This window comes from Paenibacillus cisolokensis, from assembly GCF_018403665.1.
Taxonomy (GTDB): Bacteria; Bacillota; Bacilli; order Paenibacillales; family Paenibacillaceae; genus Paenibacillus_AH; species Paenibacillus_AH cisolokensis.
Genome location: NZ_BOVJ01000008.1, coordinates 1 through 18,028, shown reverse-complemented (window position 1 = coordinate 18,028; position 18,028 = coordinate 1). Strand labels below are relative to the sequence as shown.

General features: G+C 58.5%; 16 protein-coding genes and 5 pseudogenes. 2 read left to right on the top strand and 19 right to left on the bottom strand.

The window, feature by feature from the left end:
• The first annotated feature begins 7 nt into the window (after positions 1-7).
• Positions 8-193 (top strand): hypothetical protein, encoded by a 186-nt coding sequence (locus PACILC2_RS01235; protein WP_213526943.1) that lies wholly within the window; start codon positions 8-10, stop codon positions 191-193.
• A gap of 69 nt (positions 194-262) precedes the next feature.
• Here the strand turns inward: PACILC2_RS01235 and PACILC2_RS01230 are convergent, their stop codons facing one another.
• On the bottom strand, positions 263-589 hold the full coding sequence (locus PACILC2_RS01230; protein ID WP_062492725.1) for a rhodanese-like domain-containing protein: 327 nt from the start codon (positions 587-589) through the stop codon (positions 263-265).
• Positions 590-809: 220 nt separating this feature from the next.
• On the opposite strand from PACILC2_RS01230, the pseudogene serA reads away from it, so the two are divergent.
• A pseudogene (serA, locus tag PACILC2_RS01225) lies at positions 810-2,401 on the top strand (phosphoglycerate dehydrogenase).
• Positions 2,402-2,503: 102 nt separating this feature from the next.
• Here serA and PACILC2_RS01220 read toward each other — a convergent pair.
• From PACILC2_RS01220 to ribD, 18 genes and pseudogenes are all read right to left on the bottom strand, one after another.
• The gene (locus PACILC2_RS01220; protein WP_213526941.1) at positions 2,504-3,958 is read right to left on the bottom strand and encodes a HAMP domain-containing sensor histidine kinase; all 1,455 of its coding nucleotides are present in this window, start codon (positions 3,956-3,958) and stop codon (positions 2,504-2,506) included.
• Between the two features lie 3 nt (positions 3,959-3,961).
• Positions 3,962-4,678, bottom strand: a complete 717-nt coding sequence (locus tag PACILC2_RS01215) for a response regulator transcription factor (protein ID WP_062496777.1) — start codon at positions 4,676-4,678, stop codon at positions 3,962-3,964.
• Positions 4,679-4,729: 51 nt separating this feature from the next.
• Positions 4,730-5,988: pseudogene (ccsA, locus tag PACILC2_RS01210) on the bottom strand (cytochrome c biogenesis protein CcsA).
• Positions 5,985-7,641, bottom strand: a pseudogene (gene resB, locus PACILC2_RS01205) (cytochrome c biogenesis protein ResB). The pseudogenes ccsA and resB overlap by 4 nt, the downstream one beginning before the upstream one ends.
• A 19-nt stretch (positions 7,642-7,660) precedes the next feature.
• Positions 7,661-7,894, bottom strand: a complete 234-nt coding sequence (locus PACILC2_RS27755; RefSeq protein WP_280515249.1) for a redoxin family protein — start codon at positions 7,892-7,894, stop codon at positions 7,661-7,663.
• On the bottom strand, positions 7,879-8,190 hold the full coding sequence (locus PACILC2_RS27750; protein WP_280515248.1) for a redoxin domain-containing protein: 312 nt from the start codon (positions 8,188-8,190) through the stop codon (positions 7,879-7,881). The genes PACILC2_RS27755 and PACILC2_RS27750 overlap by 16 nt, the downstream gene beginning before the upstream one ends.
• A 94-nt stretch (positions 8,191-8,284) precedes the next feature.
• Positions 8,285-9,025, bottom strand: a complete 741-nt coding sequence (locus PACILC2_RS01195; protein ID WP_062492719.1) for a pseudouridine synthase — start codon at positions 9,023-9,025, stop codon at positions 8,285-8,287.
• A gap of 153 nt (positions 9,026-9,178) precedes the next feature.
• Positions 9,179-9,712 carry a spore maturation protein gene (locus tag PACILC2_RS01190; RefSeq protein ID WP_062492718.1) on the bottom strand — a complete coding sequence of 178 codons (534 nt, stop codon included), beginning with the start codon at positions 9,710-9,712 and terminating at the stop codon, positions 9,179-9,181.
• 81 nt (positions 9,713-9,793) lie between these two features.
• Positions 9,794-10,441: a nucleoside recognition domain-containing protein gene (locus tag PACILC2_RS01185; RefSeq protein ID WP_062492717.1), complete on the bottom strand. Its 648-nt coding sequence runs from the start codon at positions 10,439-10,441 to the stop codon at positions 9,794-9,796.
• Positions 10,442-10,466: 25 nt separating this feature from the next.
• Positions 10,467-11,630 (bottom strand): D-alanyl-D-alanine carboxypeptidase family protein, encoded by a 1,164-nt coding sequence (locus tag PACILC2_RS01180; protein WP_213526939.1) that lies wholly within the window; start codon positions 11,628-11,630, stop codon positions 10,467-10,469.
• Between the two features lie 163 nt (positions 11,631-11,793).
• A complete protein-coding gene (ytfJ, locus tag PACILC2_RS01175) occupies positions 11,794-12,267 on the bottom strand; it encodes a GerW family sporulation protein (protein ID WP_062492715.1) in 474 nt (157 codons plus the stop codon).
• Entirely contained in the window at positions 12,240-12,926 is a 687-nt protein-coding gene (locus PACILC2_RS01170; protein WP_062492714.1) for a DUF2953 domain-containing protein, read from the bottom strand. Before PACILC2_RS01170 ends, ytfJ begins: the two co-directional genes overlap by 28 nt.
• Positions 12,927-12,987: 61 nt before the next feature.
• A pseudogene (gene scpB / locus PACILC2_RS01165) lies at positions 12,988-13,622 on the bottom strand (SMC-Scp complex subunit ScpB).
• Positions 13,591-14,370 (bottom strand): segregation and condensation protein A, encoded by a 780-nt coding sequence (locus tag PACILC2_RS01160; RefSeq protein WP_062492712.1) that lies wholly within the window; start codon positions 14,368-14,370, stop codon positions 13,591-13,593. Before PACILC2_RS01160 ends, scpB begins: the two are co-directional and overlap by 32 nt.
• A 23-nt stretch (positions 14,371-14,393) precedes the next feature.
• Positions 14,394-14,864 (bottom strand): 6,7-dimethyl-8-ribityllumazine synthase, encoded by a 471-nt coding sequence (ribH, locus tag PACILC2_RS01155; RefSeq protein WP_062492711.1) that lies wholly within the window; start codon positions 14,862-14,864, stop codon positions 14,394-14,396.
• An 8-nt stretch (positions 14,865-14,872) separates the two neighbouring features.
• A complete protein-coding gene (locus PACILC2_RS01150; RefSeq protein ID WP_062492710.1) occupies positions 14,873-16,123 on the bottom strand; it encodes a bifunctional 3,4-dihydroxy-2-butanone-4-phosphate synthase/GTP cyclohydrolase II in 1,251 nt (416 codons plus the stop codon).
• Between the two features lie 60 nt (positions 16,124-16,183).
• Positions 16,184-16,858, bottom strand: coding sequence for a riboflavin synthase (gene ribE / locus PACILC2_RS01145; protein WP_062492709.1), 675 nt, complete (start codon positions 16,856-16,858; stop codon positions 16,184-16,186).
• A pseudogene (gene ribD / locus PACILC2_RS01140) lies at positions 16,843-17,981 on the bottom strand (bifunctional diaminohydroxyphosphoribosylaminopyrimidine deaminase/5-amino-6-(5-phosphoribosylamino)uracil reductase RibD). Before ribD ends, ribE begins: the two are co-directional and overlap by 16 nt.
• Positions 17,982-18,028: the final 47 nt, after the last annotated feature.

The window sequence follows — 18,028 nt, the reverse complement described above, 5'->3', positions numbered from 1 at the left end:
GAACGGTATGAACAAACGACAGAAACGCTCCGAATTGGTCTACGCCCTTGGTTTCTTGCTGATGCTGATCGCTTTGGTCGGCGCATTTCTGTACGGCGTCAAGGTCGGCGCGGATAAAACGGAAGAGCGGCTAAAGCCCGCGCCCGCCAATGCCGCCGTCCGTTCCGTACCGGCGTCCGATAACGGCAGCTAAACCGTCCTCTTTCTATCATACTTTATTTTTGCCTTGAGGTGAATTTCCGACCTGTAGCGGCGGCTTTCGTCAATCGTACGCGAATCCTCTTAACGCGGCGACGGCCGCCATTCCGCCGCTGACGTTGCGCAGGTCGCGGAAGCCTTGCTGCGCCAAATAACGGCACGCGGCGACGCTGCGGATGCCGTGCGCGCAGATGATATACAGCGGCTTGTCTTCCGGCAGCTCGCCAAGCCGGGCCGGCAGTTCGGCGAGCGGGATCAGTACGGACGGCTCGAGATGATAGTATTCGTATTCGAACGGCTCCCTCACATCGATAATCTGGTCGGAACCGACCGTTCCGTTATCCAGCTCGGCAAGGAACGTCCCGGGCTCCACATTGCACCAGCCTGTCATGGCGCTTCTCTCCTTTCCGCATGGCTAGAATATAACGAAAAAATAGACATTGATCAAGTTTGAGCATTGCATTTGGCCGATATCTTGCTTACAATAATAAACGTTAACGGGGTGTACGGCCCTATGATCGACAGAGTCAAGGGATATCGAATAGCAGGCGCGCCTTGCGGGGCGCGCATATTCGTTTACCGTATATTTTGAATGGGAGGCACACTAGGAAATGTACAAAGTTTTGGTTTCGGACCCGATCAGCGATCACGGTATCCAGCAGCTTGCCGATTCGCCCGACGTCACCGTGGACAAGAAGACGGGATTGAGCGAAGACGAGCTGGTCGCGATTATCGGCGAATATGACGCGCTGCTCGTACGCAGCCAGACTCGCGTTACGGCGCGCGTCATGGAAGCCGGCAAACGGCTCAAAGTCGTCGGCCGGGCCGGTGTCGGCGTGGACAATATCGATTTGAACGCCGCCACCGAGCGCGGCATTATCGTCATTAACGCGCCGGACGGCAATACGATTACGACATGCGAGCACACCTTCGCGATGATGATGGCGCTCGCCCGGCATATTCCGCAAGCCTATATGAAAACGGTCAGCGGCGAATGGGACCGCAAATCGTTTCTCGGCGTCGAGCTTCGCAACAAAGTGCTGGGCGTGCTCGGCATGGGCCGCATCGGCAGCGAGGTGGCCAAGCGGGCGAAAGCTTTCGGCATGGATATTCTTGCCTACGATCCCTTCCTGACCGAGGAGCGCGCCGACAAACTGGGCGTTAAGCCGTCCAGCGTCGAAGATATCGTCCGGAACGCCGATTTTATAACCGTGCATACGCCGCTTACGCCGGAGACGCGCCACATGATTTCGCGCCCGCAATTTGAAATCATGAAAAAGGAATGCGCATCATCAACTGCGCGCGCGGCGGCATCATCGACGAGCAGGCGCTCGTGGAAGCGATCGACCAGGGCATCGTGGCCGGCGCCGCCTTCGACGTATTCGAATCGGAGCCGCCCGCTCCGGACCATCCGTTTTTGAAGCATCCGAAAATTATCGTTACGCCCCATCTCGGCGCCTCGACGATAGAAGCGCAAGAGAACGTGGCGATCGACGTATCGGAGCAGGTGCTTCATATTTTGCGGAACGAGCCGTTCAACAATGCCGTCAACATGCCGCCGATTCCGGCGAACGTGCTGAATATTTTGCAGCCTTACTTCAGCGTCGGCGAGAAGCTCGGCAGCTTTATCGCCCAGTTGACCGAAGGACCCGTCCAGGAAATCGTCATCGGATATTCCGGCGATCTGGCCGAAGTGGACACGCAGCCGCTAACCCGCTACATCGTGCGCGGCGTGCTGTCGCATCATCTCGGATCGGAGCAGGTCAACATCGTCAATTCGATGCATCTGGCCAAAGAGCGCGGCGTCAAAATCGTTACGCAAAAATCCCATACGGCGAAAGACTTCACCAATCTCGTCACCGTTACGCTGCGGACGAAAAACGAAGAGCGGCTCGTCGCCGGAACGACGCTGACCGGGTACGGCCCCCGCATCGTGCAGATCGACAAATTTACGGTCGATGTCGCGCCGGAAGGCCATCTTATTCTCGTCTCCCATAACGACAAGCCGGGCATTATCGGCCGCGTCGGCACCATTCTCGGCAACAACGACGTCAACATCGCCACGATGCAGGTCGGCCGCAAGCTTGTCGGCGGCGCCGCCATTATGGTGTTGACCGTGGACAAAGCGGTGCCCAAAGACGTGCTGGCGCAAATATCCGAGCTGCCGGAGCTTAACAATGCGAAAGAAATTATGTTGCCTTGAGCCTGCTGTCGATATTTGCAGCAAAACGGCCTGTCCGGAAGGACAGGCCGTTTTTGTTTCACGATGAACAAGAATAGTCTTCCGTTTTCTACAAATAAGCGCTCATTCCGCCGCATTTCCGGATAACCCGCGGTGAAGTTCGACAGGAAGAAGGATCGTAAACGTCGTTCCTTGTCCGACGACGCTTTCCGCCTCGATGCGGCCTTTATGCGCTTCGATAATGCTGCTGACGATGGCAAGGCCGAGTCCCGTTCCTACGGAGCCCGCCCGCTTGCGGGCTTTGTCCGCCTTGTAGAACCGTTCGAAAATATAAGGCAGGTCCTCCGCGGGAATGCCTTGCCCCTGGTCTTTTACCTGAATTTGCACGCAAGGCGCGCCGTCGACGGTTTTGCGGCTGCCGCTAATCGCAATTTCGCCCCGGGGCGTGTGGCGCAGCGCGTTGTCGAGCAGATTGGTCAGCACCTGCTCCAGCCGGTCCTCGTCGGCCGCTTTCAGCTCGAGCGGTTCGTCGGGCAGCCGGCTGACAAGACGGATGTCCTGCTCCTTGGCGATCACCTGGAATTTGCGCAGCACCCGCTTGATAATGGTTCCGGTTTCAACCGGCCGCAGGTTCAGCTCCAGACGCCCTTCTTCCATCTTCGCCAAATCGAGCAAATCTTTGACGAGACGCCCCATGCGCAGCGATTCGTCGTGGATGACCTGAACGAGCTCCTTCCGCTCCTCAGGCGACGACACGATATCGTCCAGGAGCGCTTCGCTGTAGCCCTGCAGCATGGAGAGCGGCGTTCTCAGCTCATGCGATACGTTGGCGACAAAATCGCGGCGCAGCTTCTCCGACTTGTGCTCTTTCGTTACGTTGCGCATGACCGCCACCGCTCCCCGCACCGTATGATCCGATGTTAACGGGGCCATGACGACCGACCAGACCGAGTTGCGGATGTGAAGCTTGTCGTTCATATCCCGCCCTTCGCGCACGACCTTGCGAAACAGCTCCTGAAGCGGAACCGGCACCTCGCCCGGAGGGACGTTCTCCCCCATTTCTTCGGACCATACCGTTCCGTTCCATTCGTGAATGACCTGCTGGCCAGGCGGATTGGCAAGCATAACCCGGCCGTCGGCATCGAACGTGACGACGGCATCCGCCATACTGCGCAGCACGCTGGCCAGATGGTCCCGTTCATGGTGCAAATCCTGAATCAGCTTCTCCAGCTCGCGGGCCATATGGTTGAGCGTATGCGCGAGCTGCCCGATTTCGTCGGTAGAGCGGCTGTGCACCCGCGTGCGGTAATCCCCGCGCGCGATCTGTTCCGCCGCCTTGATCATCTGAAGCAGCGGCTGCGTAATTTTGGTCGACAGGAAAAACGCGAAAAACGTGGACAGCAAAAAACCGATAATCGCCGTAATGACGAACAATACTTTTATGTCATGCGAATTGGATTGGGTAAACGCGATATCGACATACTGCAGCAGAAACATGCCGAGAATGACCAGCACGACCGCCACGAGCAGTATGATCGTCATCCACAGCTTGCCGACGACGCTTCTCCACAGCTTCATCGGTTACTTCGGCACCTCGAGCTTGTACCCGACGCCCCATACGGTCGTAATCATCGCGGCCGCTTCCGGCGAAACTTTGTTCAGCTTCTCGCGGAGTCGCTTGACATGCGTGTCGACGGTCCGCAAGTCGCCGAAAAACTCATAGTTCCACACGTCCCTGAGCAGTTCTTCGCGCGAAAACACCTTGTCCGGCGATATGGCCAAATAATGAAGCAGCTCGTACTCCTTGGGCGTCAGACTGACCTCGTGGCCGCCGGCCGTCACCCGGTGGGCGTCATGCTCGATGACAAGGTGAGGAAACACGATATTGTTGCTCGTACCCGCGTCCTTCGTCAGGAAAGCGGTCGCGGAGGAGCGGCGCAGCACCGCCTTTACGCGGTAAATGACTTCGCGCGGGCTGAACGGCTTGACGACATAATCGTCCGCCCCCACCTCGAAGCCTTGAACCCGGTTCATCTCTTCGCCTTTGGCGGTCAGCATGATGACCGGCGTCGCCTTTACCTGCCGGAGTCTGGAGCATACTTCGATGCCGTCGATTCCGGGCAGCATGACGTCGAGCAGGATGAGATCGTAATCGCTGGCCGTCGCCATGCGAAGCGCCGTCTCCCCGTCTTCCGCCTCCTCGATACGGTACCCTTCTTTCTCCAGATACATCTTCAGCAAACGGCGAATCCTTTCCTCATCGTCAACGACGAGAATGAGCTGATTCTGTTCTGCCATGGACATCGTACATACTCCTCCCTGTCATCGTCTTCGTTTGCGGCCGGCACGCTAAACACCCGCATAGGAATGGAGTCCGGCAATAATCAGATTGACGCCGATCAGCGTAAACATCACGATCAGAAAACCGATAACCGAAAGCCACGACGATCGCAAGCCGTGCCATCCCCGGGAAAGGCGCAAATGGAGATACGCGCTGTAAAACAGCCAGGTGATAAGCGCCCACACTTCTTTCGGATCCCAGCCCCAGAACCGGGACCACGCGATATTCGCCCAGATCATGGCGAAGATGAGAGCCCCGAGCGTAAAGACGGGAAACCCGATCGCGATCGCGCGATAGCTGATTTCGTCCAGATCGTCGGGATCGATCCCTTCCATCAGCGGATGAATGGCCGCTCCGAGCGGCTTTCGGAACAGAAGACGGAGCAGTCCGTACAGCAGCGTGCCGTTGATGACCGACCAGATCACCGTGTTCAGCTTGCGTCCGGCATTCACGCCGTTCATCCAGTACGGCGCTTCGCCGATCGGTTCCTCGATGCCGAGGAACGGCTGCACGAGCACCGCTTCACTGTTGTAGGGTTTCACAATCGGCGGCAGCGAATACTCGACCGTTTCCGTAATCGTCTGCTCCGCGCCCCGTTCGTCGACAGTCGGGATCTGCTGGGTAAAGGAGGCATGGTATCCCATTCCGCGAAACGCAAAAACCGTAACGATAAAGGCGATCACGACCACGAGCACATACAGCGTAAACTCAATCCACCACTGCGCCCGCCGGGCGTTTTCGTTTCGCTGTCGAAGTCGGTGACCCTAAGCAGATACATGAGACCGGCCGCGAAGCCTACCGCGAAAAACGCTTCGCCGAGGGCGGCGGTCGTAACGTGAATCTTCAGCCATATCGAATTGAGCGCCGGGATGAGCGGCTGCACCTCTTGCGGGAATACCGACGCATAGGCAACGATAATGATCGTCAGCGGCAGCGTAAACATGCCGAGCAGCGGATTGCGGTAAATCGCGTAAATGACGGTAAAGGCCAGCATAATCGCCATGCCGAGAAACGTCATAAATTCATACATGTTGCTCGTCGGAATTTGTCCGGAGCCGTACCATCTGCTGAAGAAAAACAGAAGGTGGGCGGCAAGCCCCAGCGTCGACACCGTAAAGGCGATCCGGCCCCATCGTTTCAGATGGCGCTCCGGATCGCGGTTGCTCCATTTCTTCCCTGCGATGGCCACGACATAAAACAAGAACGCGAAACAATATAGAAAGAAGGCGACGATAAAAGCATCGCTGCTGAATTCCACCCAATTCATGCTTTGTTCCCCCCGTTATCGAGCGACTTCGGCTCTACCTGTATGCCCATTTTCCCGAGCGCCCAAGCGACGTCCGCGCGCATACCGTACCAGTTTTTGTTCGTATGGGCGCCGAGCGACAGCCTGCCGTCGTCGATGCGCAGCCATATTCTCCGATGATGCCAGTAGGAACCCATCAACAAACCGATCATCGAGATGGCGGCGCCTACCCAGACATAGGGCATCGCCTTGTCCACCCGGACATTCAGTTGCGTCGTATACTGGGAAAACGTAACATCTTCCATGCTCCGGACTTTAATTTCAAAACGTTCGGCCATTTCCCGGTTGATCTTGTCCTGGCCGAACGCAACCTTGTCCTTCTGCAGGGGGAAATACATATACGGTTCTCCGCCTTCCGGCAGTCCGGGACCTTTGATCATAAAGATGAAAGCCGGAGCGTTCGGTTCCCTCGACAGCGTCGTCGGTTCGCCGTTTTTGTCCAATGCGAATTCCATATATTTGGCTTTCAGTTCCAGCGTATACGGCCCGAGCTCGTATTTCAACTCCGGATCGGTCATCGGCAGGTCGAATGGTCCGTACGTTTCGCCGGACCGCTTGTCCACCAGCACCGGCCGGACGGCTTGCAGCCTCGGCCTGTCGTCGTAATTGAACTGGTACAGCTTCAGACCTTCGTATTCAAGCGGGTCGTTCACGATAATATCGTGGCGCTTCACTTCCTTCAGAACCGGCTCCCGCGTCGGATCGCCGCATCCTTCCGTGCAAACATAGAGCACGGCTTTCGTTTCGTACAGCTTGGCCCGCAGCGAGCCTTTCAGCTTTTCCGGAAGTTCCTCGTCACGATAATATTCGACGGTAAACTTCTCGTTTTTCACATAATAATTCGTGCCTTCGATTTGAACCGTTTGCCCTTCCGGTATCGTCACGTACGTATCCATCTGCCAGCCGGGAATGCTTCGGGCCAGCACCGCTAGCAAAAATACGATGAGACCGATATGGTTGACGTACGGCCCCCAACGGCTGAAACGGTTTTTCTCGGCAAGCAGCGCCGTCCCGTCCGTTACGACCCGGTAGCGCTTGCGTTTCAGGTGAGCGCCGAAATCGGCAACCCATTTTCCGGATCGCCGTCAATCGTCGTGTCGAACGCCGTCTTTTGCCGGCGTATAAATTGCAGATGCTTCCGGACCTGCTGCTTGCTGAGCGCCCTGTAAAGCGGCAGCACGCGGTCGAGACTGCAAATGACGAGCGATGTGCCGATCGCCACGAGCAGACCGATAAACCACCAGGACTCGTAAGTACGGGAAAGGCCGAGCATATAATAGATTTTGCCCGGCAATCCGTAGGTTTGCTCGTAATAGACGGACGGATCGATGTTGATGAACGAGTTTTCCTGCGGATAGATCGTGCCGAGCATCGCGCCGACAAGCGTAAGGACAATCATCCAGACGGCAACCTTGACCGAGGAAAAAAGTTCCAAATGCGGTCGATAAAGTTCGGATTCGCCTTCTGCGACCGGCGGGCCATGCCGTCGTACCTCATCTCGAGCGGCGCGTCGCTCCCGGCCGCCTCCTCCGCAAGCGGCTTTCCGCACGATTCGCACAGTACGGTGGCCGCCGGGTTTTGATGACCGCACTCACATTTGGTATTTTGAAACAAAACAGATATCCTCCTTCGTTCAGGACGCAAGCAGCCGCTCGATCCGCTCATTGATGTCCTTTTCCGTCATCCCCCCGACAAAAATCTCCATAATTCTGCCGTCAGGTTTGACGAAAAACGTCGTCGGATACTGCCGGAGCCCGTATCTTCGTTCGACCATTCGATTGCTGTCGCGAAGAACCGGGAAGTCGAGCTTGAATCGGCTGACAAAGTTACGAACCGTCAAATCGTCCTCGCTCAAATTGATCGCCACGATCTCGAGCGAATCTTTCCATTTTCGTACTGGCGTTGAAATTCCGGCATTTCATTCACGCAAGGCGGACAGAAGGTGCCCCAAAAATTAATGACCAGCGCTTTGCCGTCCTTCTGAAAGTCCTGAAGCTCCTTCGCTTCGCCGTTTAAATCGAGAAGTTTGAAATCGGGCGGCCTTTCCCCCGCTTTCAATATTTTATCGTCCGAAGCAAACAACGCCTCGCCGATCGCATAGCCTCCGAGCAGCAAGACGCCGAGCAAAATTACGATTTGAACCGGTCTGCGGGCTTTCCCCACTTCACCTTCACCACCTTCGAAACACGCGGTCGCACGGAATGCAATACTACTATTATAACGAAATTCGGGCGGCGTGGCCGGATGCCGCAGCCGCCTATTTATGAACTTTATGTGTCTGAGCGGCCAAATTCCGCAAGTCCTGAACTTCCTGCTGCGTCAAATGGCGGTATTTGCCTCTCGGCAGCGACTGCAGCGTCAAGTCTCCGAACTTGATCCGCTTCAGCTTCCGGACCGGATGACGGATCGCCTCGAACATCCGCCTGACTTGCCGGTTCCGCCCTTCGGTAATCGTAATCGTAATGGTCGCCTCATTTTTCTCCGTATCGACGTCGTAATATTCCACTTCGGCCGGCGCCGTCACGCCGTCTTCGAGCTCGATGCCCTTCTGCAGCTTTTCGAGCGATGTGCCGTGGGGAATCCCTTTGACGGTCGCCAGATACGTGCGCGGTACATGATGGCGCGGATGGGTCAGCAGGTTCGCTAATTCGCCGTCATTCGTCAGCAGCAGCAGCCCTTCCGTATCGTAATCGAGCCGCCCCACCGGATAGACCCGCTCCTGGATTCCGTGCAAAAAGTCCGTGACGACCTTGCGGCCTTGCGGATCGTTGGCGCTCGTAATGACGCCTTTCGGCTTGTTCAGCATCAGATACAGTTTCTTTTCCGCGCGAATCGGCTTTCCGTTCACCGTAATGACGTCCGTCGCCGGGTCGGCTTTCGCGCCGAGCTCCGTCACCTTTTCGCCGTTTACTTCCACCTGGCCGGCCACAATCAATTCCTCGCATTTGCGCCGGGAGGCCACACCGGCCTGGGCCAATATTTTCTGAAGTCGTTCCAATCGTTTCACCTCATCCTCCATCATACCGATTCGCAAGCGAAAGCACAAGCTTGCCGCTCTCCGGCCGCTCCCGCAGCACAAAAAGGGCTGCCTCTTTCAGCGGAACGCTGAGAGGGCAACCCTTAGTGCCGTCCGTCGGACGGACGATCGGCCCTAACCGAATACGAGCAGACAGATGAAAACGGCGGCCAGAAAGCCGACTGCGTCGGAAAACAGCCCGACCTTCAACGCGTACCGGGTGCGCCGGATGCCGATTGCCCCGAAGTATACGGTCAATACATAGAGCGTCGTATCCGTGCTGCCCTGAATCGTGGAAGCGATTCTTCCGATCATGGAATCGGCGCCGTAGGTTTGAATCAGGTCGGTCGTGAAGGCAAGCGAGCCGGCGCCGGTCAGCGGCCGCAGCAGGCCGAGCGGCAGCACCTCGCCGGGAATCCCGATCCAGCCAAGCAGCGGCCGCAGCGCATCGACGATCGCGTCCATCGCGCCGGAAGCGCGAAACATGCTGATGGCCACCATCATGCCGACCAGATGGGGGATGATGCCGATAGCGGTTCCGAAGCCGTCCTTTGCTCCCTCGGTAAACGTTTCATATACCGGAACTTTCCGAAAAGCTCCATAAAGCGGAATAAAAACGATGATGGCGGGAATTAACCAAACGGACAGCAGCGATACAGCCTCATACATATCCGGCTCTCCTTTCGCACAATCCTTCCCGCTTTCGCATGCGATCCGAGCCGCCGGAAGCGAAAGCCCAGGTCCGGGCCGCTAGCCGGCGCGGCTGCCGGCGTCAGGCGGCGGAGCGGCCCGGTTCGCGCCGGCGTTCCGCTGCGGGGGGCCGGCCGACCGCCTTCGATACCAGCGGTCCGCCGCGATTGCGGCCGCCGTGGCGACGATCGTGGCCGCCAGCGTTGTGCCGACGATATCCGCCGCATTGGCCGATCCGTAATTCATCCGGATGGCGATGAGCGTCGTCGGCACCAGCGTAATGCTGGACGTATTGAGCGCGAGCAGCGTGCACATGGCCGGCGTGGCCGTTTCCTTGTCGGGATTCAGCTTTTGCAATTCCTGCATCGCCTTGATGCCCATCGGCGTCGCGGCATTGCCGAGTCCGAAAATGTTGGCGCTCATATTGCTCATAATGTAGCCGATTGCGGGATGGTCTTTCGGCACATCGGGAAAGAGCAGCCTGACCGCCGGGCCGAGCAGCTTCGCCAGCTTGCGGAGCAAGCCGGCATCCTCGGCGATGCGCATCAGGCCGAGCCAGAACACCAAAACGCTGATCAGCCCGAAGCTGACCGTCACGCCGGTCTTCGCTCCGTCGAAAGCCGCGGCGGTCACCGCTTCCATCCGGCCGTTCGCGGCGGCGACGACGAAGCTCGCGACGATCAAGAACAGCCAAATCCAGTTGACCATGATGACAATCCGCTCCTTTCGGCCGCTAATGTCGGAACAGTTGAACGGCGACCGCCTTTACCGCATCGCTCCAAGCCGGCGCTTCTCCCGCACCTGCTGCGGCGGTCGCTTGGTCCGTTCGCCCCGACCGAAGGCGCACGCTGCCCGGATCGTATACCGGCACCGAACCGATGCGGACATCGCCCAAATACCATTCCAGCGTTCCCCGTTCGCCCAAGGCGAACCTTACGCCGTTCGGATCGGCCAGCGTCAGCTTGCTGCGCAACAGCTCCCGTTCCCCTTCCGCAAGCGGATAGCGGAACGTCCGCCCCGGAACGACGGCAAATCCGGCAATCCGCTCTCCCTGTTTGACCACCGTTTGCAGCGGATAATGGGCGAAGCCCCAGTCGAGCAGCTTCCGGTGATCCTCCCAGTCGTTCCCGTCATTGAGTGTGACGGCCGCCAGCCTTTGACCGTTGCGCGTGGCCGAACTGACGAGACAGCGAAGCGCTTTTTTCGTATATCCCGTTTTCACCCCGTCTGCTCCTTCGTACATCGCCAGCATTTTGTTTTTGTTCGTCCAGACATAGTCCCAAGGATCGTACGGGTTCGGCGCCGTCTTGCGCTTCGTGCCGACAATTTCCGAGAAGACCGGGTTTTTGAGCGCATACGCGGTCAGCCTGGCCAGATCGTTGGCCGACGAATAATGGCCTTCCTCATCAAGGCCGTGCGGGTTCCGGAACCGGCTGTTCGCCAGTCCTAGACGTTCGGCCGTCTCGTTCATGAGATAGACGAAGCCTTCCTCGGACCCGCCCACATGCTCGGCGATTGCGGTCGCGGCATCGTTGCCCGATCTGAGCATCAATCCGTAGAGCAGATGATGGAGCGTCATTTTTTCGCCGACTTTCAAGTAGATGGACGATCCCTCTTTGCCGGCCGCCCGCCGGCTTACCGTCGCCACGCTGTCAAGCTTGCCGTGTTCGATCGCGACGATCGCCGTCATAATTTTCGTCAGGCTGGCGATGCGCATCGGCTCGTCCCCGTGCTGGCTGTACAGGATACGGCCGGATTCCACGTCGATCAGCGCCGCCGCCTTCGCATGCGTATCGATCGGTTCCGGAGCGGACGCAGCGGGAAACGGCGTTCCGGCCGCCAAAGCGGCGGCCGCCGCGATGGCCGCGATGCTGCGCATCCAATTGCGTTTGATCATCCGTATTTCCCTCCATCAAGATTCAAGCGGCATCGGGCGGACAACCCTGCCAAGCAGACTTGTACCAATATATGCCCTGGCCTGTACCGTTATGATTACGCAAAACGGCCAACCAATAGCTGGTTGACCTTGCGCCAATCGCCCTTGCCGCAGTCGCCCGCCGTTAATCGACGATCGTCGCGCTTTCCAGAACGTCGGTTTCCGTTTCGCGATTGCGAATCATCCGCTGAATTTTCTCGAACACTTGCGGCGCCGCGTCGATGACGCGTTCCATCAGATGGGTTTGATTGTCGAGCGGCACCACGCGCACCCCGGTCCCGTTCGCTCCGACGACGAGGAATGCGATCGGCGTAATCGAAACGCCGCCGCCGCTGCCGCCGCCGAACGGAAGCGCCACGCTCGCATTGTGGTGACCGGTCCCGTTCGAAACGCCGGCAGATGCCGTTCCGTCGTTTCGGTCGTCGAAGCGAATGTCGCTGCCGCCTGCGACGAAACCGAAGCCTACTTTGGAAATGGGCATAATAACACTGCCGTCTGGCGTCTGGACGGGGTCGCCGACAATCGTATTGACATCCACCATCTCTTTAATATTCTCCATAGCGGTTTGCATCAGGCCTTGGATCGGATGTTCTGCCATACGATAACGCCTCCCTTCACATTTTTCAAACGAAACACCAGCTGAAGACCGGCAAGAATAGCATATCCGAAGCTGATTTTGGCTATACAGGACCATTGCGTGGAAAAATGAGCCCGGCTGTAATCCGGCTGCACTTCCATGCTGGGCTTCGTTTGCAGACGGACGATGTGCGACAGAAAGCCGATAACGCTGGATTGGATCGTCCAGATCGAGCCGGTTGCCAGCGCCGTCCACATGGCGTCGCCCGTGCCTACCGCCGTATGCCATTTCCATTCCACAAGACGAACTTTGGAGAGCAGCCGCAGCGTCCATCCGGTCAGATTATGAATTTGCCGAAGCATCAGCTGATACCGCTCGATCGACTTCTTTACTTTTTGCCGGTCCAGCTCCATCCTGGCGTCCCGAACCTGGCTGGACGCCAGCCCTTCGCTTTTCCGAATCCGCTCGTATTCGATCTCACTGCTGCCGAGCCTGATGTCGGGCAATTTCCACTGCATTCGAATAAGGCCGAACAGAGCTTTCACCCGCAGCTCCAAATCGTCGTTTTCCTGTATCCGGATGAACCGCCCGCTGATGACGACAGGCGACAATAATACGACAATCGCGCATAAAAAAAAGAGACCTGCCGCCGCGAGCCATCCGTAGGGGTATCCGAGCATGGATGTCTTTCCCCCGCTTCCCTGTTGTTGGATGGTTATAGTATGACCCGGCGGTCAAATCTCATTCTTCATGCTGCGCGCCAAGCCGCTCTTGGAGCGCTTCCACTTCGTCGATTGTCATCTGTCGGCCGTCCAGCTTCTCGAACAGCATTTGCGTCTGCTCGTTCAGCAGCTCCTCGGGATCGACCGATTCGGGCTCCGGAAGCGCATCCAGTCCCGGCAAGCCGAAATAGTCGAGGAATGCCTTGGTCGTTCCATACAGGATCGGCGCCCGATCTGCTCCGCCCTCCCGGTCTCCTCGATCAAATCTTTCGAAATGAGCGACTGAATCGCCCGATCGGATTTGACCCCCCGTATTTCCTCGATTTCGACGCGGGTGATCGGCTGGCGGTAGGCGACGATCGAGAGCGTCTCCAGGGCGGCCTGCGACAACGCCGACCGGGTCGGCGTATAGGCCATCCGTTCGAAATAAGGCGCATGCTCGGGACGCGTCGTCAGCCGGAACGCCCCGGCGACTTCAGCAACCTGGACGCCTCTGCCTTCCCGGTCCAGATCTTCCTTGAGCTCGCGGACCAGCTCGGCGGCAAGGCCGGCGTCCAGCTCCAAAATATCGGCAAGCTGCTTCGGATTCAGGCCTTCGTCGCCGGCCATAAACAGCAATCCTTCAATAATCGACTTCAATTTCGGATAATCCACTTTCCGTAGCTTCCCCTCTCCAATGAATGACGATATCATCGAACAGCCCGTGCTGGAAGCAGCGGATATGCTTCATTTTCATCAGCTCCAGCAGCGCAAGAAACGTGACGACGATCTCCTGGCGATCCATATGCCGGCGGATGAGCCGGGAGAAGCGGACCGTTTCATGCTGCCGCAGCACTTCCACGATATCGCGAATGCGGTCTTTGACCGATATTTCGTCCCGGTGAACGGTGGTGACCAGCTGGCGGCGCGCCGCCTTGCGGAGCGCCTTCTGAAACGCCTTCGCCAGGTCCGATACGTGCAGCCCCTCCACCGGGTTGACGGGAACGACCCGCATGTAAGGGGTCAAATCTTCGGGCTCCCGGGTATAAACGCGACTGCGTTCCAGCTCCATCTCTCTCAATCGCTCCGCAATCTGCTTGTAACGGCGATATTCGACCAGTTTCCGGATCAATTCGTCCCGCGGATCGGGACCTTCTTCGTCTTCCCATTCCGCGAAATCTTCAATAACCGGCGGCTTGGGAAGAAGCTGATGGCTCTTGATCGACAGCAGCGTGGCGGCCATGACGAGAAACTCGCTCGTCACGTCCAGCTCCAGCTCCTGCATCGCGTTCAAATATTCCAGATACTGATCGGTGATTTCGCTGATGGAGACGTCATGGATATCGATTTCAGCCTTGTCGATCAAATGAAGGAGCAGATCGAGCGGCCCTTCGAACGATTCCAGTTTGTACAGCACCGCCATGGCGTCTTCCTCCCGCCCCCGCTTTAGCCTTGCAGCGCCTTCGTCAGGTTGGCCATTTCAATTGCCGCGGAAGCCGCTTCCCATCCTTTATTGCCCGCTTTGGTGCCGGCCCGCTCGATCGCCTGCTCGATCGAATCCGTCGTCAGCACGCCGAATATCGTCGGCACGCCGGTTTTCAGCGAAATCGCGGCCACCCCTTTCGCCACTTCGTTGCATACGTAATCGAAGTGCGGCGTCGACCCGCGGATGACGGCGCCGAGCGTAATGACGGCGTCGTACTTTCCGCTTTCGGCCATTTTCTGCGCGATAAGCGGAATTTCGAAGGCGCCGGGAACCCAGGCGATCTCGATATCGTTCTCTTCCGCGCCGTGGCGGCTCAGCGCATCCAGCGCGCCGCTCAGCAGCTTGCTTGTAATGAATTCGTTGAAACGGCCGACGACAATGCCGTATTTCAGTCCTTCGGATACCAGTTTGCCTTCATAATGTTTTGCCATATCCTCTCTCATCCTTCCGCCTGTTGTTGGTCTTCAAACCGCAGCAAATGTCCGAGCTTCGCCTGCTTGGTCCGCAAATAGCGGGCATTGTCCTTGCTTTCCTTCATCTGAATCGGCACCCGCTCGACCACTTCCAGCCCGTAGCCTTCCAGCCCTTTGATCTTGCGCGGGTTGTTGGTCAAAAGCCGCATTTTGCGCACGCCGAGATCTTTCAAGATTTGCGCGCCGATGCCGTAATCCCGCAAATCGGGAGCAAAGCCCAATTTAATATTCGCGTCGACCGTGTCGAATCCCTGCTCCTGCAGTTTGTAAGCTTTCAGTTTATTGATCAGCCCGATCCCCCGGCCTTCCTGTCGCATATAGAGGAGCACGCCGACGCCCGCTTCGTCGATCTGGCGCAGCGCCGCCTCCAGCTGCGGTCCGCAGTCGCAGCGATGCGAATGGAACACGTCGCCCGTCAGACATTCCGAGTGTACGCGGACGAGCACCGGCGTCCGTCCGTCGATTTGGCCTTTCACAAGCGCCACATGCTCCTTGCCGTCGACTTCATTCGTATAGGCGACGGCGCGGAACGTGCCGAAATCGGTCGGCATCTTCACTTCGACGATGCGCTCGACCAGCTTCTCCTTTTCATTGCGGTAATGGATCAAATCGCGGATCGTAATCAGCTTCAGCCCGTGCTTCCGCTTGAATGCGACCAGATCGCGGAGACGGGCCATCGTGCCGTCCTCGTTAATAATTTCGCAGATGACGGCGGCCGGCTCGGCGCCGCACAAGCGGGCCAGATCGATCGCCGCTTCGGTATGCCCCGCCCTGCGCAGCACGCCGCCCTTCTTCGCGATCAGCGGAAAAATATGGCCGGGGCGGCGGAAATCGTGCGCCCTGGTCTTTCTGTCGATCAGCGCACGGACCGTCATCGAGCGCTCATGCGCCGAAATGCCGGTCGTCGTCGACAGATGGTCGACCGAAACGGTAAAAGCGGTGCCGTGATAATCGGTATTGTGCGCGACCATCGGCTGAAGATCGAGCTCTTCGGCGCGCTCCTGGGTGATCGGCACGCAGACAAGCCCCCGCGCTTCGGTGATCATGAAGTTGATCATCTCCGGCGTCGCTTTTTCCGCCAGCGCGACAAGATCGCCCTCATTCTCCCGGTCCTCGTCGTCGACGACGATCACCGCCTTGCCGAGCATCAAATCGTAAATGGCCTCTTCAATCGAATCGAACCGGATGTCCGGCTCATGTTCTTCCTTGTCTGGCATGCTGATTCAACCTCCTGCTTTGATCCGTAATGGCCGGTCTTATCGTTTCGGCAACGAATTTTACATGAAGCCGTGCTCGGCCAAAAAGGCGGCGGTCACGCCGCCCGTTCGGTCCGCCCGGCCTTCGGTTTCGCGTCCGGCGCCGCCGAAACGAAGCAAATGATCGACATATTTGCCCAGAATGTCCGTTTCGATATTGACCGTATCGCCCGGCCCCTTGTCCTGAAGCGCGGTCTCCGCAAGCGTATGGGGAATGATGGACACATAGAAGGTTCCGCCTTCGACCCGGGCCACCGTCAGACTGATGCCGTCCACGGCGACGGAACCTTGCGGTATAATGTACCGCATCAGTCCGGCGTCCGTCGGGCGGATGCCGTAATTGACCGCATTCGCCTCGTTCTCCCGGGAGACGATCGTCGCGGTGCCGTCGGCATGGCCCTGGACGATATGTCCGCCGAATCGTCCGTCCGCCCGCATCGCCCTTTCCAAATTGACCCTGCCGCCCGGCCGCAGACGCCCGAGATTCGTATGACGGTACGTCTGCGGCGTCACATCGACGGTGAACGACGAGCCGCCGATCGCGGTTGCCGTCAGACAGACGCCGTTCACCGCGATGCTGTCCCCGACAGCAGCGCCCTCCAATATGCGGGAGGCGCCGATCGTCAGCGTCATCGCCTCGCCGTGCCGCCCGACTCTCAACAGCGTGCCGATCTCTTCGATCAATCCGGTAAACATCCGTTCTCCTCCTCCCGTCCTCTGTAGCGGGGATAACCCGTCAGACACAGATCGCCGCCGATCTTCTCGACCGTCATCTCCTCGAGCCGCACCGCATCGTTCATTTTTCGAAGCCCGCAAAGGCGAAAGCCGACGGCGATTCCGGCCCGCCGATAATTTTCGGCGCTATGAACAATATGACTTTATCGATCAGTCCGGCTTCAAGCATGGCGCCGTTCAGGATGCCGCCGCCTTCGAGCAGCACCGAGCCGATTTCCCGTTCGCCGAGCCGGCGCATCGCTTCCGCCAAGTCGACCTTGGGGCCGGCTCCGCACGGCACGATTTCGGCCCCGGTGCGCTCCAGCGCTGCGCGGCGGCTCGCGTCGGCGCCTTCCGTCGTCAGGATAACGGTTCTTCCCGCTTCGGCTTCCTGCTGCAGCACCCGCGCATCAGGAGGCGTCCGCAGCGCGGAATCGACGACGATGCGCACCGGATGAAGCGCCGGCACCGACAAGCGGGTCGTCAGCGACGGGTTGTCGGCCAGCAGCGTGCCGACGCCGACCATAATGCCGTCATGCCGGTGACGGAGCGTGTGGACCGCTTCGCGCGCCTCGGGGCCGCTTACCCAGCGGCTGTCCCCGGTGCGGGCGGCGATTCGTCCGTCCAGCGTGCTCGCAACCTTGCAGGTGACGAACGGAAGGCCGGTCGTGATATATTTGTTGAACGCTTCGTTCAGCCGCTTCGCCCGCTCGCCAAGCGTTCCCGTCTCTACCGGGATGCCGGCTTCCCGCAGCTTGGCAATCCCCCGGCCGGCAACGCGCGGGTTCGGGTCCTCGCAGGCGACGACGACGCGCGCCGCGCCGGCCGCGATGAGCGCGTCGCAGCACGGCGGCGTCTTGCCGTAATGGCTGCACGGCTCGAGCGTCACATAGACGGTCGCGCCCCGCGCTTCATCGCCCGCCATCGCCAGCGCATGCACTTCCGCATGAGCGGTTCCGCGCTTCAAATGCGTGCCGATGCCGACGATCCGTCCGTCCTTGACGATGACGCAGCCGACAACCGGGTTGATGCCGGTTTGCCCTTGAGCCCGCGAAGCGAGATCGAGCGCCAGAGACATATAATATTCGTCATTGATGACGTCCATAAAACGACAAAATCACCCCCGGGCGACCGCCGACGGGGGTGATGGGG

What these genes read in the sequence shown, in the direction of transcription:
- PACILC2_RS01235 (WP_213526943.1), top strand. Translation starts at nt 8, where the DNA reads ATGAACAAACGACAGAAACGCTCCGAATTGGTCTACGCCCTTGGTTTC.
- PACILC2_RS01230 (WP_062492725.1), bottom strand. Translation starts at nt 589, where the DNA reads ATGACAGGCTGGTGCAATGTGGAGCCCGGGACGTTCCTTGCCGAGCTG.
- PACILC2_RS01220 (WP_213526941.1), bottom strand. Translation starts at nt 3,958, where the DNA reads ATGAAGCTGTGGAGAAGCGTCGTCGGCAAGCTGTGGATGACGATCATA.
- PACILC2_RS01215 (WP_062496777.1), bottom strand. Translation starts at nt 4,678, where the DNA reads ATGGCAGAACAGAATCAGCTCATTCTCGTCGTTGACGATGAGGAAAGG.
- PACILC2_RS01190 (WP_062492718.1), bottom strand. Translation starts at nt 9,712, where the DNA reads ATGTATGAGGCTGTATCGCTGCTGTCCGTTTGGTTAATTCCCGCCATC.
- PACILC2_RS01185 (WP_062492717.1), bottom strand. Translation starts at nt 10,441, where the DNA reads ATGGTCAACTGGATTTGGCTGTTCTTGATCGTCGCGAGCTTCGTCGTC.
- PACILC2_RS01180 (WP_213526939.1), bottom strand. Translation starts at nt 11,630, where the DNA reads ATGATCAAACGCAATTGGATGCGCAGCATCGCGGCCATCGCGGCGGCC.
- ytfJ (WP_062492715.1), bottom strand. Translation starts at nt 12,267, where the DNA reads ATGGCAGAACATCCGATCCAAGGCCTGATGCAAACCGCTATGGAGAAT.
- PACILC2_RS01170 (WP_062492714.1), bottom strand. Translation starts at nt 12,926, where the DNA reads ATGCTCGGATACCCCTACGGATGGCTCGCGGCGGCAGGTCTCTTTTTT.
- PACILC2_RS01160 (WP_062492712.1), bottom strand. Translation starts at nt 14,370, where the DNA reads ATGGCGGTGCTGTACAAACTGGAATCGTTCGAAGGGCCGCTCGATCTG.
- ribH (WP_062492711.1), bottom strand. Translation starts at nt 14,864, where the DNA reads ATGGCAAAACATTATGAAGGCAAACTGGTATCCGAAGGACTGAAATAC.
- PACILC2_RS01150 (WP_062492710.1), bottom strand. Translation starts at nt 16,123, where the DNA reads ATGCCAGACAAGGAAGAACATGAGCCGGACATCCGGTTCGATTCGATT.
- ribE (WP_062492709.1), bottom strand. Translation starts at nt 16,858, where the DNA reads ATGTTTACCGGATTGATCGAAGAGATCGGCACGCTGTTGAGAGTCGGG.